The sequence below is a fragment of the Duganella sp. GW821-FHT07F09 genome (assembly GCF_059418705.1).
In genome coordinates this window covers 235,350-251,772 of sequence record NZ_JBWKQJ010000001.1, presented here as the reverse complement: position 1 = coordinate 251,772, position 16,423 = coordinate 235,350, and the positions used below count along the sequence as shown (strand labels likewise).

8 protein-coding genes are annotated in these 16,423 nt (G+C 63.2%); 7 read left to right on the top strand and 1 reads right to left on the bottom strand.

Annotated elements, in window-relative coordinates:
• The first annotated feature begins 9 nt into the window (after positions 1–9).
• The 4 genes from AC07P1_RS01160 to axe2C are packed head-to-tail and all read left to right on the top strand — an operon-like array spanning position 10 to position 6,560.
• Positions 10–1,224 carry a glycoside hydrolase family 27 protein gene (locus tag AC07P1_RS01160; RefSeq protein WP_494694115.1) on the top strand — a complete coding sequence of 405 codons (1,215 nt, stop codon included), beginning with the start codon at positions 10–12 and terminating at the stop codon, positions 1,222–1,224.
• Between the two features lies 1 nt (position 1,225).
• Positions 1,226–4,738, top strand: a complete 3,513-nt coding sequence (locus tag AC07P1_RS01155) for a glycosyl hydrolase 2 galactose-binding domain-containing protein (protein WP_494694114.1) — start codon at positions 1,226–1,228, stop codon at positions 4,736–4,738.
• A gap of 11 nt (positions 4,739–4,749) precedes the next feature.
• Complete coding sequence (locus AC07P1_RS01150; protein WP_494694113.1) at positions 4,750–5,496, top strand: GDSL-type esterase/lipase family protein; 747 nt, start codon at positions 4,750–4,752, stop codon at positions 5,494–5,496.
• Entirely contained in the window at positions 5,496–6,560 is a 1,065-nt protein-coding gene (gene axe2C / locus AC07P1_RS01145; protein WP_494694112.1) for a bifunctional acetylxylan esterase/glucomannan deacetylase AxeC2, read from the top strand. The genes AC07P1_RS01150 and axe2C overlap by 1 nt, the downstream gene beginning before the upstream one ends.
• Positions 6,561–6,621: 61 nt before the next feature.
• On the opposite strand, the gene AC07P1_RS01140 is transcribed toward axe2C, so the two are convergent.
• The gene (locus AC07P1_RS01140; RefSeq protein ID WP_494694111.1) at positions 6,622–9,288 is read right to left on the bottom strand and encodes a TonB-dependent receptor; all 2,667 of its coding nucleotides are present in this window, start codon (positions 9,286–9,288) and stop codon (positions 6,622–6,624) included.
• Positions 9,289–9,753: 465 nt separating this feature from the next.
• Here AC07P1_RS01140 and AC07P1_RS01135 point away from each other — a divergent pair, with 465 nt between their 5' ends.
• Genes AC07P1_RS01135 through AC07P1_RS01125 form a run of 3 tightly spaced genes read left to right on the top strand, consistent with a single transcriptional unit; the run spans position 9,754 to position 16,396 of the window.
• Positions 9,754–11,091 carry a sugar MFS transporter gene (locus AC07P1_RS01135; RefSeq protein WP_494694110.1) on the top strand — a complete coding sequence of 446 codons (1,338 nt, stop codon included), beginning with the start codon at positions 9,754–9,756 and terminating at the stop codon, positions 11,089–11,091.
• Between the two features lie 37 nt (positions 11,092–11,128).
• Entirely contained in the window at positions 11,129–13,765 is a 2,637-nt protein-coding gene (locus AC07P1_RS01130; RefSeq protein ID WP_494694109.1) for a TonB-dependent receptor, read from the top strand.
• A gap of 27 nt (positions 13,766–13,792) precedes the next feature.
• Complete coding sequence (locus AC07P1_RS01125) at positions 13,793–16,396, top strand: family 20 glycosylhydrolase (protein ID WP_494694108.1); 2,604 nt, start codon at positions 13,793–13,795, stop codon at positions 16,394–16,396.
• The last annotated feature ends 27 nt before the right edge of the window (positions 16,397–16,423 follow it).

The following is a 16,423-nucleotide window of genomic DNA, read 5'->3' as shown; positions in this document are numbered from 1 at the left end:
GGGCCGCGCATGAAACGTACCGTGTTAGGCATGGTCGCCGCGTCCGTCTGCGCCTTCGGTTTCAACGCCCACGCCCAGAAGTTCGACGGGCTGGCCGACACGCCGCAGATGGGCTGGAACAGCTGGAACACCTTCGCTTGCGACATCAACGAGCAGCTGATCAAAGACACGGCCGACGCGATGGTCAAGAGCGGCTTGAAGGATGCCGGCTACCAATACGTCAACATCGACGATTGCTGGCACGGTAAACGTGACGAAACGGGCGCGATCCATCCGGACAAGGAGCGCTTCCCGTCCGGTATGAAGGCGCTGGCCGACTACGTCCATAGCAAGGGTCTCAAGATCGGCATCTATTCGGACGTCGGCGCCACCACTTGCGGCGGTCGTCCCGGCAGCCGTGGCTACGAATACCAGGATGCGCGCACCTATGCCTCCTGGGGCATCGACTACGTCAAGTACGACTGGTGCGACAGCAAGGGTCTGTCGTCGGTGGGCGCCTACACCACCATGCGCGACGCGATCCGCGCCGCCGGCCGGCCGATGTTGTTCAGCATCTGTGAGTGGGGCGATACCAAACCGTGGGAATGGGCCAAGGATATCGGCCATTCGTGGCGTACCACCGGCGATATCCACATGTGCTTCGATTGCGAATTCAGCGAGGCGTCGTATTCGAGGTGGGGCGTGCTGCAGATCATCGACAAGCAGGCGGGCCTGCGCGTGCACGCCGGTCCGGGTCACTGGAACGATATGGACATGCTGGAAGTGGGCCGTGGCTTCACCGAAGACGAGGACCGCACGCACTTCGCCGCCTGGTCGATGCTGGCGTCGCCGCTCATCCTGGGCAACGACGTGCGCAAGATGTCGGAGGCCACGAAACGCATCCTGACCAACAAGGCGGTGATCGCGATCAACCAGGACAAGCTGGGTATCCAGGCGTGGCGCTTCCTGCAGTCCGGCCAGTTGGAGTATTGGGCCAAGCCGCTGGCCAACGACGAGTGGGCGGTGATGATACTGAACCGCAGCGACGAGGCCAAGCCGGTGACTTACCAATGGTCCGCCTCCCGTATCAACGACGATGCGAACAAGCGCGTGCTGGATACCACCAAGACGGTCTTCAACTGGACCGACGCCTGGACCGGCAAGACCGGCGACACCAGTAAAAAACTGGAGAGCAAACTGGCTCCGCACGGCGTGATCGTTCTGCGCCTGAAGGCCCGGAGCTGAGATGAAGCGCACGATGACTGTGGCGGCGTTGGCCGCGATGATGTGGTCCGGCGCCCAAGCCGGCGGCCAGTGGGGACCCTATAACGCCGAGTTCCCGGCCGCCAGCGATGGTTTGCTGAAGAAGGTCAAGCAGGCCGACATCTTCGCGTCGGCGGTGGCGGGCAAGGTACAGCCGTTCGGTTTGAGCGGCTGGTTCAAGCCATCGGAGCCGGCGCCCGGCCGTACCTTGATCGCCGGCTTTGCCGGCGCGCAGGCGGGGCCGGGCTGGTTCGTGTGCAGCGTGGACGGCGCGTTCGGCTTCTGCGGCTACGGACTGGAAGTGGTCGCGCCGTTGAAGCTCGCGCCGAACGCCTGGGTGCACCTGGCTGCCAGCTATGACGGCAAACAAGTCACCTTGTACGCCAACGGCAGTGTTGTCGCCCGCCAGGACGCGGTGCTGACGGCCGAGGAATTCAAGCCGGTCCAGGTCAAGCAGGGCGCGCAGGCCGCGCCGGTCGACGATTTCGGCCCCCGGATTTCGCTGGGGCCGCGTAGCAGGGCCGCGACAGGCTATGCCGGACGGATCGCCGGCTTCACCGTCACCAGTACCGCGCTGGACGAAGGCGCGGTGCGCGCGATGGCGGCCACGCAGCCGAACGATGCGTTGATCAATTTCGAATCCGGCAGTCCGTCGTGGCCGATACAGGTTCGCCAGATGTACGGCCAGGTCGCGCCGCAGGACCCGTGGACCTTGCCCAAATCCGGTTCGCCGTTCCAGGAACCGAAAGCCAAGCCGGCCTACAGCGGTCCGGCGCTGGTGCAAAAAGAAGCCAATCTGTGGACCATCAAGTCGTGGAAGCTGCAGGCGGCGCCGGAGGTTGACGCCAAGCCGGAGCGGATTTCGTCCGTCGGCTTCGACACCGCCGGCTGGTATCAAACCACCACGCCCGGCACGGTGTTGACCACGCTGGTCGATCGCGGTGTCTACCCCGATCCCGACTACGGCCTTAATAACATGGCCATCCCGGAATCGCTGAACAAACAGGACTACTGGTATCGCACCTTGTTCCAGCCGCCGGCCGCCTTCAAACAGGGGCAGCGTCTGTTCGTCACCTTCAAGGGCGTGAACTACGAGGCGGAAGTGTGGATCAACGGCCGCAAGCTGGGTGGCATGAAGGGGGCCTTCGTGCGCGGCACCTTCGACATCAGCCCCTATCTGAAGCTCAAGGGTGAAAACGTCATCGCGGTCAAGGTATCGCCGCCGCCGCATCCCGGCTTGCCGCAGGAGGAATCGATCGCGGCGGGCGCCGGCGAAAACGGCGGCACGCTGGCGCAGGACGGCCCGACCTTTATCGCCTCCGAGGGGTGGGACTGGATTCCCTCGGTCCGCGACCGCAACACCGGCTTGTGGCAAGACGTGGAGCTGCACGCCACGCGCGACTTCAAGCTGGGCGACGCCCAGGTGATCACCGCGTTGCCTAAGGCCGACAACAGCGTGGCCGACGTCAGCATCGAGGTGCCGGTCACGAACCTGTCCAAATCGGCACAGCGGGTGACCGTGCGCGCGACGATCTCGCGCCGGGATGGTGGCATGAAGCCTATCCAGGTGGGCAAGACCGTCAGTCTGGCGCCGGGCGAGCATAACGTGCGTTTCACACCGGGCGATTTCGCCGCGCTCAAGCTGAAGAATCCCAAGCTGTGGTGGCCGAACGGCTACGGCGCGCCGGATCTGCATGAGCTCAAGCTCGAGGCGTTGCAGGGCGCGCAGGTGTCGGACCAGGCCAGCACCCGTTTCGGGGTTCGCGCGGTGACGTATGAATTGTCGCTGGTCGACCAGAGCGGTCATCTGCGCCGCGTGGAAGCCGACTTCACCAAGGGCCGTGAACTCGGTGTGCGCATCACCGACGGCCGCCACCAGTCCATCCGCAAGCTGTCGGATAACAACTGGGCCACGGGCCTGCGGCCGGAGGCGGAATGGACGGCGGCGATTCGCCCGCTGGAGGAAACCACGCTCAGTCCTTTCCTGGTCATCAAGGTCAATGGTGTGCGCATCGCGGCGCGCGGCGGTAACTGGGGCACGGAGGACTGGCGCAAACGCATCGACCGTGAACGGCTGGAGCCTTATTTCCGCCTGCACCGCGATGCCAACGTCAACATCATCCGCAACTGGGTGGGGCAGAACACCGAGGAGAGCTTCTTCGAGCTGGCCGACGAATATGGTTTGATGGTGATGAACGACTTCTGGGCCTCGACCCAGGATTACAACCTGGAGCCGCAGGACGTCAACCTGTTCATGGAGAACGCGCGCGATGTCGTTAAGCGCTATCGCAACCATCCATCGGTGATCATGTGGTTCGGCCGTAACGAGGGCGTGCCGCAGCCGGTGCTGAACGAAGCGTTGGAGGCGATGATCTATCAGCTCGACGGCACGCGCTGGTACAGCGGCAGCTCGAACCGCGTCAATCTGCAGAACAGCGGCCCGTATAACTACCAGGCGCCGGCCAGCTACTTCACCGAGCACGCCAAGGGCTTTTCGGTGGAAGTGGGCACGCCGTCGTTCCCGACGATGGAGGCGATCAAGGCGGCGGTGCCGTCGACCGACCAGTGGCCGTTGAGCGACACGGTCACCTATCACGACTGGCACCCGGACGGCAACGGCAGCGTCAAGACCTTTAACGCGGCGATGGCAGCCGGTTACGGCGCGCCCGACTCGCTGGCGGACTTCGAACGCAAGGCCCAGTTGCTGAACTACGAAAGCCACCGCGCCATCTTCGAGGGTATGAACGCGGGCCTGTGGCGCCAGCACAGTGGACGCATGCTGTGGATGACGCAGCCGGCCTGGCCGAGCACCATGTGGCAGATCCTCAGTCACGACTACGACACGCACGGCGCCTTCTACGGCGTGAAGAGCGCGGCGGAGCCGGTGCACGTGCAAATGAACCTGCCCGATTATCAACTGATGGTGATCAACAATCCGGCCGCCGCGTTGAATGGCGCCACGCTGTCGTACGCCGCCTATGACGTCAGGGGCAAGCTGCTGGCGAATGGCGACAAGCCGGTGACGGTGGGGGCGGTGAGCACGTCGGAGCCTATCGACGCCGGCATCGCCGCCTTGCTGGCGCAGCACAAGCTGATCGTGCTCAAACTGGTGCTCAAGGACGCCGACGGCAAGGTGCTGTCGCAGAACGCCTACTGGCCAAGCAGCACTCTGGCCGGCCAACAGGGTTTGAACCAATTGGCGACGGTGCCGCTGGAACTGGCCACGCGCTGGACCAGCGCGACGGTGCAGGGCGAGCGGCAGTTGGAGGTTACAATGCGCAACGGCGGCGAAGTGCCTGCCCTGAGCGGTAAACTGACCTTGTTCAATGCGGACGGCGAGAGGATACTGCCGGTGTATTTTTCGGATAATTATGTAGCGCTGATGCCGGGCGAGAGCCGCACCGTGACCGTCACGTTCAAGAGCCAGGGCGCGGTGCGCCTGGACCTGCGTGGCTGGAACGTGGCGCCGCAATCGCTGCAGGTGGGTGCTCAATGAAAGGATTTAAGATGAAGAAGTCGCTGATCTCCGCAATCGTCGCAGCCGGCCTGCTGGCGTTGAGTAGTGCCCCGAGCTACGCCGACGCGGCACTGAGCCCCGCCGCGTGCAGCACCACGCCGGCGCCGCGCAAAATCGAGTATCCATGGATGTCGGTGGCGCGCTGGCACCAGATGTTCAACGAGGACGTCGCTGTTGCGGACGCAGGCAATGTCGATCTGCTATTCGTCGGCGACTCCATCACCGAAGGCTGGAACCAGCAGATCTGGGACAAGTCCTTCGGTTCATGGAAGGCGGCCAATTTCGGCATCGGCGGCGACCACACCGGCAACGTGCTTTGGCGCCTCGATAACGGGCACGCCGAAAAACTGCACCCGAAGCTGGTCGTGCTGACGATCGGCGTGAACAACTTCTTCCACTGTAATGCCGCCCCGGCCGATGTATTCGCGGGCGTGCAGGCGGTGCTCAAGAAACTGCGCGCGCTGTACCCGGATGCGAAGATACTGCTCAACGCCGTGCTGCCTTACGAGCAATCGGCACAAAGTCCGAAGCGGCAGCAGATCATTGAGCTGAACCGCAAGATAGCGACGCTGGGCGATGGCAAGACCGTTATCTTCAAGGATTACGGTGCGCGTTTCCTGCTGTCGAACGGCGACATGTCGCCGGAGGTGATGGCCGACTTCCTGCACCCGACGCCCAAGGGCTATCAGATCTGGTCCGATGCGATGCTGCCGGACATACAGAAGCTGATGAAGTAATGAACGGCGCCCAACGCCGTATCACCGGCTGCGCGGCGTTGATTGCCGCGCTATGGGGGCAGGCCCCGCTGGTGGCGGCGGCGTCGATGACGGCCGCCGATCCACACGTCGCCCGGATGGGGCGAACCGATATCAACGCCGACGGCGTGGTGCGGTTCGGCTATCCGGGCGTTAGTTTTTATCTCAATTTCGAGGGCACGCGTCTGAGCGTCGAAGCGGAGGCCAGCGGCGGGAACAGCTACCTGGACGTGATCGTCGACGGCGTCGCGCGCAAGGTGCGGCTGGCGTTCGGTCGACAGACCGTTATCCTGGTCGACGGCGCCTCCGCCGGCAGGCACGCGGTGGAAATCGTCAACCGTTCCGAGACCTGGCATGGCACCGCGGCGCTGCTGCGCTTCGACACCGACGGCAAATGGAACGCCGCGCCCATCCTCCCGGAACGCAAAATGCTGGTGCTGGGCGATTCCGTCACCTGCGGCGAGGCGATCGACCGCGTGGCCGGGGCGAAGAAGGATACGTCCTGGTGGAACGCGCGTTCATCCTACGGCATGCTGATGGCGCGCGACTTGCACGCGCAGGTGCAACTGGTTTGCTACGGTGGACAGGGCTTGATACGCACATGGGATAACAAGACCAATGAATTGAATTTGCCGGACTATTATCAGTTGGCGATCGCGGACCGAAAAAATCCGGTACGCTGGGACCAGCGGGATTATCGGCCCGATGTGATTCTCAGTACGATCGGTACTAATGACTTCAATCTCGGAATTCCAGACCGGGAGCAATATGTGGACACTTACGTGCGGTTCGTGCGCACGCTGTTAAAGGATCATCCGCAGGCGCGGATCGTGCTGACCGAGGGCGGCTTGGTGACCGGCGAGAAGAGGGTGGCGTTGATCGAATATATCGCCGAGACGGTAAAACGGGTGGGGGACAAGCGCGTGCACGCGATCGCGTCGAAACCCTATCCGGGCGATGCGGATGACGGGCATCCGACCCGGGAGCAAACCGTCGATATCGCCAACGATTTGCTCCCCCAGGTTCGTGCCATTATGAAGTGGTGAGTGTTTGGGCCGTCGACGGAGCTTGGCGGATTAGGCGGAACGCCGTAATCCGCCAAACGCCTTAGTAGTTCGCGCCAACCCGGAACCCGAACATGCGAGGCTGTACGAAATTGGCCTCCATGAATCCACCGAACACCGAATTTCCGCTCAACTTCGCATGGCTGTTCGAGATGTTACGAACATACAGCTCCGCGTGCCATTTGTCGTCCGGCGCTTCCAGCCGCACCGACGCATCGCCCATCGCATACGCCTTCTGATAGCGGCCGATGTGCGCGAATTCCGAATTGAGCATGTCGAAGTAGGCCTTGTCGCGCCAGTTCACCTTCACGTACGGGATCACCTTGTAGCCGTTTTCAAACCCGAACTCCTGCGAGAAGTTGATGTTGAACTGGTACTTCGGCGTGTTCGGCAAATGGTTGCCGTCGATGTTGGCCAGGCGGCGGCCCAGCAGGGTCTTGTCCGGACCGTTGTAGGCGGTCGGGCAGGCCGGCAGGCCCAGTTCCACGCGCACGTCGCATTGATAGTCGTCGCTGTACGAATTGTAGTCGTGGATGCTGGAGTTGATGTAAGCGAAACCGCCGCCGATACGGCCGCCGCGCCATGGCTTGTAGTCCCATTCCAGTTCCAGGCCCGGGATGTTCACCTTGCCGACGTTGATGGTGCGCCAGCCTTCATACACGTCGCACTTCGGCTGGTCGGCCGGGCAGGGCAGGCCGTTCGATGGAATGATCTGGTTGATGAAGTAGGTGCCGGTGACCTGCATGTCCTTGTACTTCATGAAGAACGCGGTGGCCGACAGGCTCAAACGGTTGTCCAGGAACTTGCCCTTGAAGCCCAGCTCATAGTTGGTGACGGTCTCCGGCTCGTACGGCAGGAAGGTCTCGACGCCAGGCTTGCCATCGGCGCACAGGCGGTAGTTGCAGCTATCCGTCTTGTCGGCGAAGCCGCCCGCCTTGTAGCCGGTCGACACGGAGGCGTACACCATCTTGTTGGCGTCGAGCTGCTTCTGCAAGCCGGCGCGCCACGTCACTTTTTTCCATTCCTGTTTGTGGTCGTTCGAGGTCGGCGCGCCATACAGGTTGTAGGCCGCCACGCTGCCACCCATGCCCGGTGTCAGATCGGTGCCGTCATGGACACGGAAGCCGGGCGTGCCGGGCGTGCCTTGAGAATAAAGGCCGTTGTAGTAGGCCGAGTTGCCGATCCAGTTGGCGCCATACACCTTGCCGCCCTTGTCCTCTTTGCTGTCGATGCTGTAACGCGCGCCAAGGGTACCGGTCCACGTCGGCATGAACTTCCAGTCGGCTTGGGCGAAGACCGCCTTGGCGTCGACCTGGCGGTTAGGCTGGTTATACAGCACGCTGCCGACATCGCCGTACGGCTTCTGGATGGTGTTGGTCTGCTCGTAGTCGATGCGGTTACGCTCGTGCATCCAGAACAAGCCGCCGACGTACTGCACATTGCCCAGTTGCTGCTTCAACTGCGCCTCGTGCACGGTCGACAGGTAGCGTGAATCGAGCGTGCGGTGGAATGAGTCGGTCAGCGGCCAGGTGCCCCAGTTGCCATCGGCCGAATTTGGATACGCGCCGTTGATCTGGAACGGCGCCGCGTGCTGCATGCCCAGGTCATCGTCGGTGATTTGCGAGCGTGTCTGGTCGGCGACCTGGAAGGTGTAGTCGAAGTTGGTGTGGTCGTTGATGTTCCAGTTGATCCCCGTGCGTAGCGTCTTGATACTCAGGTCGTTCTGTCCAGGGACGTTGACGTTGATGTCCCACTTGCCCTGACCGGGGCCGCAGGCGTAGCGGGTGCCGGCGGTGGCGGCGCAATCGCGGAAGGTGGCGCCGCCGGCGCCGGAGTCCTGGAACTGCTCATACGACGCCTTGGCCGTGAGGTCCTTGTTGATCTTCAAAAGGCCGGTCAGGCGGCCGGCCCATTCGTCCTGGTTGGTGTAGTAGTCGCTCGGGCCGATCACGCGGTTGAAGCGCTGATCCACATCCGGTTTGCCGTTCGGGACCCAGCCTAATGCCGGCGCGTTGGCTTCGCTCAGGTCGCGCGTCTGGTTGGCGTAGCCGTCGCGCTTGACCTTCATGAACGTCGCGCGCAACGCCAGCGCGTCGTTGACGACGATGTTCTGCACCACCGAGATCTGCTTCTTGCGGTAGTTGCCGATATCGATGTCGGCCTTGCCGTAGTTGCCCGTCCAATCCGGCTTGGCGGGAATCACGTTGACGCTGCCGCCGGTGGAGTTACGGCCGAACAGCGTGCCTTGCGGACCACGCAGCACCTCGACCTGTTCCAGGTCGAACATCAGCGCCTGCGCGCCTTGTGGCCGCGGCGAGTACATGCCGTCGACGTGGAAGCCGACCGCCGGATCGCCGGTTTCCGTGAAGTTGGTGGAGGTGATGCCGCGGATGGTGATCTGCACGGCCGAATCCTCGCCGGTGTTTTCGATCACGACGTTGGGCATCTCGCCGCTCAAATCGGAGAGGCTGGTCGCGCCCTTGCGGGTCAATTGGTCCTGGCTGAGCGCGGCGACGGCGAGCGGCGTACGCAGCAGCGAGGTGGAATAGCGGGTCGCGGTGACGCGCACTTCCTGGATCTGGTCCGGATTGGCGGCGGTGGGCGCCGCGGCCGCCGGCGCCGCTTGCGCCTCGGCGGCGGTGGCGGTTTCAACCTGGGCCTGGGCGCTGTACGTCATGAAGGAACAAGCGCTGGCGACGGCCAGGCTCATGAGAGTGCGTCTGGTGGGGTGCAACATTGTGTCTGTCTCCTCGATGTTTTTGGAATTATGGAAAGCGCCAGCGCCGCAGGTTGTCTGATACGGCTTAACTTCCTGGCAACCCGGAGTATCGATCCGTAAATTTCGAGGGTCAAATGAAACTAAATTTGAAACCGATGTTTAACAAACTTTACTAAACACGCAATATTTTCGCTGTTTTGTGTTCAACGTGGCGATAAAGACACAGGCTGTAATTTCTCGAACTGTTTTGTAAAGATTTGCAAGCATGCATTGCGCAATAGCCAGGCCCGGAAAGGGGGCGAACGGCGGCTTTGTAAAGAAATGTAAGCGGTATCACAGTCGAAATAGACCGGTTCTCAATAAAAACAATGACTTAGGTGCGATGGCACACGCGCTGGCCTGACTGGTATTGCACTGGTAGCATGACCCATCGATAACTTGGGGAGCCCCATGCAAATGAGTGCGAACACAACGGAACAGCGGCCACGCGATTCCTCTCGAACGGTAGTGGTCGGCATGCTGTTCGTGGGCCTGCTGTTCTTCATTCTCGGCTTCGTCACCTGGCTGAACGGTTCGCTGGTGCCCTTCCTCAAAATCGTCTGCGGCTTGAACAACTTCCAGGCGCTGTGGGTCACGTTCGCGTTTTATATCGCCTACACGGTGATGGCGTTGCCGGCCGCCGCCGTGCTGGGGCGGATCGGCTACAAAAAAGGCATGACCCTGGGACTGGGCATCATGGGCGCCGGCGCCTTGATGTTCATTCCGGCGGCGCGCAGCACGCATTACGAGTTGTTCCTGGCGGCGCTGTTCACGCTGGCGACCGGCATGACCTTGATGCAGACCGCCATCAATCCCTACATCGTCCAGATCGGCGACCGCGACAGCGCGGCCATGCGCATCAGCATCATGGGCCTGTTTAACAAGGGCGCCGGCGTCGTCGTGCCACTGGTGTTCAGCTCGCTGATGCTGGCCGATATCGATAGTTTCTCGCACACCGCGCTGGCCACCCTGGAGCCGGCCGCGCGCGACGCCATGCGCGCCACCTTGGCCGAGCGGCTGGTGTTCCCCTATGCCTGCATGGCCGCGGTGCTGTTCGTCATCATGGTGTTCATCCATTTTTCCAATCTGCGCGACATCCCGCCTGAAGCGGACGACGCCACCGCCAACATCGAGCGCACCGGCGTGCTGCAATTCCCGCAGTTGGTGCTGGGCGCGCTGGCCCTGTTCGGCTACGTCGGCGTCGAGGTGATCGCCGGCGACACCATCGGCCTGTACGGCCACGAATTGAACGTCGCCAACTTCGGCGTGCTCACTTCCTACACGATGGTGTGCATGGTGCTCGGCTACCTGGTCGGCGTGGTGGCGATCCCTCGCTACCTGTCGCAGAAGGGCGCGCTGATGGCGTCGGCGCTGCTGGGTCTGGTGCTGACCGTCGGCGTCGCCACCGGCTCCAGCCAGTCGAGCGGCATCGCGCAGGTGCTGCTGGGCTGGTCCGGCGTGCCGCTGGTGCCGGACACGGTCATGTGCCTGGCGCTGCTGGGTCTGGCCAACGCGCTGGTGTGGCCGGCCATCTGGCCACTGGCGCTGCAAGGTCTGGGACGCTACACCGCCGCCGGTTCGGCCGTGCTGGTGATGGCCATCTCCGGTGGCGCCGTGCTGCCGCTGCTGTATGGCCGCTTGTCCGATGCGTCCGGTCCGCAGGCCGGCTACTGGCTGATGTTGCCTTGCTACGCGCTGATTCTCTGGTACGCCGCGAGCGGCCACAAGATCCGCAGCTGGCACGGCGCCCGATAACGAGCGATTCCATTTTTGAATAAAACAGGAGAATCAAATGACGACGACCACCACCAAGCCGCTGTTGAAGAAAAAACTGTTACCAAAGCTGATCGCGCTGGCGCTGGGAGGCGCTTTCGCCCCGCATTTATACGCCGCCGATCCGGTGGCGCAGGCGCAGGCCGCCGAGGCCACGCCGGCGGGAGAGCCGGCCGTGGTCGAGGTGAAGGGCATCCGTGAACGCCTCAAGCGCAACCTGGCCGAGAAGCGCGACTCGGGCAATGTGATCGACACCGTGACGGCGGAGGAGGTGGGCAAGTTCCCGGACAAGAACGTGGCCGACTCGCTGCAGCGCGTGCCCGGCATTTCGGTCGACCGCACCTGGGGCGAGGGCCGCGACATCTTCGTGCGCGGCACCGACAAGAATTTGAATCTGACGCAGTTGAACGGCCAGGCCGTGGCCTCGGGCTACTGGTGGAAAAACGACTCGCAAAGCCGTGGCTTCAACTACGACATCCTGGCGTCGGAGCTGGTGGGCAGCATCGACGTCTATAAAAGCCCGTCGCCCGACCTGGACGAGGGCAGCATCGGTGGCCTGGTCAACGTCAAAACCCGCAAGCCGTTCCAGCTCAAGCCTTTCGTGGCACAGGTGTCGGCGGAAGCGACCTACAGTGAACTGCCGAAGAAAACCGATCCGCAGTTCTCCGGCCTGCTCAGTTGGACCAACGAGCAGAAGACCTTCGGTGCGCTGGTCGCGGTGAGCCAGCAAAAGCGCACGATGCGCCGCGACGGCCTGGAAAACTTCACCGACACGACCAAGTACAACATCGTCGACCAGAACGGCGCGGTCACGCCGGGCGCCTATGCGTCGTGGGGCGGCGGCACGCCGATCTTCCGCCAGGATCGCGAGCGCACCACCGGCAACATCACCTTGCAGGCGCGCCCGAACGCCAACACGGACATCTCGCTGAACTACATGAACTCCGATATGAGCATGGACAACAGCAACCAGAACTACCTGTGGCAAGCGGGTGGCCTGGTGGACGCGCAAGGCAATATCGCGGTCACCGATCCGCGCTTCATCACCACCTCCGACGGCACCAAGGCGCTGGTCGGCGGCACCGTCGGTCCGACCAACGGCGTATCGTTCGAACCGATCTTCCGCCAGTCGTACGTCAAATCGCAGGTGCTGGACCTGGAAGGCACCTATGACGCCGACAACTGGAAGTTTCACGGCCAGGCCGGCACCACCAAGGGCTCCGGCGGCAGCGATCATGACCGCAACTTCTGGTTCACCGGGAATACCCGCGCCACCTTCAACCTGGCGCCCGATACTTACGAGATCAAGTATCTGGATATGAATCCGCTCGATCCGACCAAACTGACCTTGCAAAGCACGCGCGACTGGATACGCCGCATGGAGACCAAGGAAAACTACGCCCAGGGCGATCTGACGATAGACCTGGATAACGCCTTCTTCAAATCGATCAAGGTCGGCGTCAAGCTGCGCGACACCAAGGTGCAGAACCGCCGCATCATCGGCACCAATGGTCCCGGCAATCCGGGCTGGGAGACGTTGACGCTGGCGGACCTGTCGACCGGGGCGTCGCCGCTGATCTCGCAGGAGGCGGCCAGCGCCGGCTCGCTGACGCAGTACGCGTGGGTCGATGACGGGCTAGCGTCGTCGCGGGGCTTCGCGATGTTCGACAAGGGCATGGTCTACGCCGAGGCGAAGGGCGAGTACTACCGCATCAAGGAGAAGATCTACGCCACCTACGTCCGCGCCGACTTCGCGGTGGGGCAGTGGCGCGGCGACTTCGGCGCGCGCCTGGTCAAGACCGACCAGACCTCGGAAGCCTACCAAGACCTGAACGGCAACGGCAATTACGTGTTGGGGAGCGTCTCGCGCACTTACAACGATGTGCTGCCAAGTCTGAACGCGGTCTATTCGGTGAACAAGGATTTGCTGGTGCGCGGCGCCGTCGCCCGCGTGATGGCGCGTAACACCTACAGCGATTTGAGCGCCAGCACGGAGGTCAGCGGCACCACCAACGCCGCCACCGCCGGCAATCCCTTGCTGAAACCGTACCACGCCAACCAAGCAGAGATCGGCGCCGAGTGGTACTACGCCGACGCTTCGCTGCTGTCGGCGACGCTGTTCGCCAAGAAGCTCGATACCTTCGTCTACACGCAAAGCGCACTGGAAAATGTCGGTGGCGTCACCCGCTCGGTCACGCGGCCGTATAACGCCAGCAGCGGGCAAACCGTCAACGGCCTGGAACTCCAATGGCAGCAGGTGTTCGGCAGCGGATTCGGCGCCGTCGTCAACTACACCTTCACCGACGCCAAGACCGGCGCCAACGCCAACGGCCAGAAGCTCAACGTTGTGGGCAACTCGCGCAACCAGGCCAATGTCAGCGGCTTCTTCGAGAAGGACGGCTACAGCGCGCGGCTGTCGTACAACTACCGCTCCAAATCCTACGGCGGCCTGAATGAGGGCGGCCAGGATGTCACCAGCGCCTACGGCCAGTGGGACGCGTCGGCCAGTTGGGACGTCACGCCGAAAATCAGCTTGTACCTGACGGCGGTGAACATCGGGAATGAACTGATACGCACCAATACCACCGACGGCCTGCCGGTTGGCGTGTATGAGAACGGCGCCCGGTATAGTGTCGGTGTCAAAGCCAAGTTTTAATCGTTAATCGTCACCCAGGGGAGTGGAATGCTGAATCGGAAAACGGCCGGCGGTATCGGACTTGCGTCGCTGTCGATGTCGTTGTTGATGGCGGTGGCGCCGGCCACGATGGCGCGGGCGGCGGAAGCCGCGCCATCGGGCAAGACGGCCGTGGCGAAGGAGTCGGCGCGGGCCGCCGCTTTCGCCGCCGGCGCCGGACTGCGCCTGCGCTGGGAGCTGGAGCGCAATGAGTTCAGCGCCGGCGCGCCGGGCGGCATCACGCATGCGCGTTTCATCCTGACGAATCTGGATAAATATCCGCTGCCGTCCCAGGGCTGGTCGCTTTATTTCAACTGCATGGACGGTGTCGCGACCGGCCCGCTGGCCGGCAATCTGACGGTGGAGAAGGTCGCGGGCGGCTTGTTCCGCATCCGTCCCGCCCCTGGCTTTGACGGCGTGGCGCCGGGCCAGACGTTGAATGTGCCGTACATTCATCCCAATCTGGTGATCAAGCTGGCGAAGGCGCCCGCCGGCCCGTATCTTGTCTACGACAGCGCGCCCGATGTGGGGCAGAACATCGCGGACTACGAACTGCTGCCGGTCGACCGCCCCGAACAACTCGACAAGGGTGGCAGCCGCGCCAAGGCCATGGTCACGCCGCAGGACACCTATCGCCGCAACGCCAACGCCAACCTGCTGCCGGCGGAGGCGCTGCCGCCGTTGTTTCCGACGCCTCTGCGATTGCAGCAGGGACTCGGCAAGCTCAGTGTGACGTCGCGGCCCAAGCTCGTCGCGCCCGCCGCGTTGAAGACGGAGGCCGCCTTCGCGCGTTCGCTGTTCCCGGCGGCCTTGCCGGCCAACGGCGCCGGCGCACCGGAACTGCGCCTGAGTGTTGGCGAGGTCGCCGGTCAAACTTCGCCGGAAGCCTATAGCCTGACCATCAAGGCCGACAGCGGCATCGCCATCGTCGGCAACAGCGCCGCCGGCGTGGCCTACGGCTTGCAATCCTTGCGCGATCTGATGCCGTTGCCGGGCGCCGGCGGCATCGACCTGCCCGAGTTGACCGTCGTCGACGCGCCACGGTTTCCGTATCGTGGTTTCCAACTGGACGTGAGCCGCAACTTCCACACAAAACAAACCGTGTTCAAGCTGCTGGACCTGATGGCGCGCTACAAGCTCAATACCTTCCACTTCCATCTGACCGACGACGAAGGCTGGCGGCTGGAGATCGCCGGCCTGCCGGAGCTCACCGGCATCGGTTCGGTGCGCGGCCACAGCGCCAAACCGGGCGTGCGCCTGCAACCGGCCTACGGCTCCGGCGGCAATCCCGACAACGCCACCGGCACCGGCTACTACACCCGCGCCGACTACATCGAGATCCTGCGCTACGCCGCCGCGCGCCACATCGACGTCATCCCGGAGATCGAAATGCCGGGCCATGCCCGCGCTGCCGTGCAGGCCATGGAGGCGCGCTACCACCGCCTCAAGGCCGCCGGCAAACGCGACGCGGCGAAATACCTGCTCAACGATTTCGACGACCTTTCCGTCTACAGCTCGCCGCAGCACTACAACGACCACGTGATCAATCCCGGCCTGGAATCGAGCTTCACGTTCATCGAGCACGTGGTAGGGCAGGTCGCCGCGCTGCACCGCGAGGCCGGCGTCAAGCTGCGCACCATCCATGTCGGCGGCGACGAACTGCCGCACGGCGCCTGGGAAAAGTCACCTGCCAGCCAGGCGGTCATGCAACAGAAAAAGCTGGAGGCGGTCGCCGACCTGTGGGACTATTTCTACGACCGCGTCGACGTCATCCTGCGCAAACACGGCCTGTTCGCCTCCGGCTGGGAGGAGATGGCCGCGCGCTCCACCATGCTGCGCGGGCAGCACAAGCTGATCCCGAATCCCCGCTTCACGCAGCGTGGCTTCAGCGCCTACGTCTGGAACAACACCGAGGGCGCCGAGGACTTCGCCTACCGGCTGGCCAACGCCGGCTACGACATCGTGCTGGCGCCGGTGACCAAGATGTATATGGACATGGCCTACAACGCCAATCCGGAGGAGCCGGGCGTCAATTGGGGCGACTACGTCGAGCTGGATACGGTGTACGACTTCATTCCGCTGGATTATCTGAAGAACGCCGTCAAGCCGCTGCCCGGCAAGGACGCGTTGACCGATTACGGCAAGCGCCGCATTCGCGGGCTGGAAGCGACCTTATTCACCGAGACGGTGCTAACCCCTGACCGCATCGACTATCTGGTCATGCCGCGATTGCTGGCGATGGCCGAGCGCTCGTGGGCGCCGGACCCCGCCTGGGCCACCGAGAACGATCGGGACAAAGCCGCCGTGCTGCACCGCGCCGCATGGTCCGGTTTTGTCAACACGCTGAGCCAGCGCGTGCTGCCGCGCCTCGACCTGGAGAAAACCGGCGTGAACTACCGCATCGCACCTCCGGGCCTGCTGATCGAGGGAGGACGGGTGCTGGTCAATCACGTCTTGCCGGGCATCGCGATGCGCTACACCACCGACGGCACGACGCCCGATGCCAACAGCAAACCGGTGGCGGGACCGATAGCGGAGAAGGGCGTCATCCAGGTCGCCGCCTTCGACCGCAACGGCAGGGCGGGTCTGGTGGCGCGCGTGGAGAACCGCTAAGCCATCGGGATGACGAGTGGTGCCTGG

What these genes read in the sequence shown, in the direction of transcription:
- AC07P1_RS01160 (WP_494694115.1), top strand. Translation starts at nt 10, where the DNA reads ATGAAACGTACCGTGTTAGGCATGGTCGCCGCGTCCGTCTGCGCCTTC.
- AC07P1_RS01155 (WP_494694114.1), top strand. Translation starts at nt 1,226, where the DNA reads ATGAAGCGCACGATGACTGTGGCGGCGTTGGCCGCGATGATGTGGTCC.
- AC07P1_RS01150 (WP_494694113.1), top strand. Translation starts at nt 4,750, where the DNA reads ATGAAGAAGTCGCTGATCTCCGCAATCGTCGCAGCCGGCCTGCTGGCG.
- axe2C (WP_494694112.1), top strand. Translation starts at nt 5,496, where the DNA reads ATGAACGGCGCCCAACGCCGTATCACCGGCTGCGCGGCGTTGATTGCC.
- AC07P1_RS01140 (WP_494694111.1), bottom strand. Translation starts at nt 9,288, where the DNA reads ATGAGCCTGGCCGTCGCCAGCGCTTGTTCCTTCATGACGTACAGCGCC.
- AC07P1_RS01135 (WP_494694110.1), top strand. Translation starts at nt 9,754, where the DNA reads ATGAGTGCGAACACAACGGAACAGCGGCCACGCGATTCCTCTCGAACG.
- AC07P1_RS01130 (WP_494694109.1), top strand. Translation starts at nt 11,129, where the DNA reads ATGACGACGACCACCACCAAGCCGCTGTTGAAGAAAAAACTGTTACCA.
- AC07P1_RS01125 (WP_494694108.1), top strand. Translation starts at nt 13,793, where the DNA reads ATGCTGAATCGGAAAACGGCCGGCGGTATCGGACTTGCGTCGCTGTCG.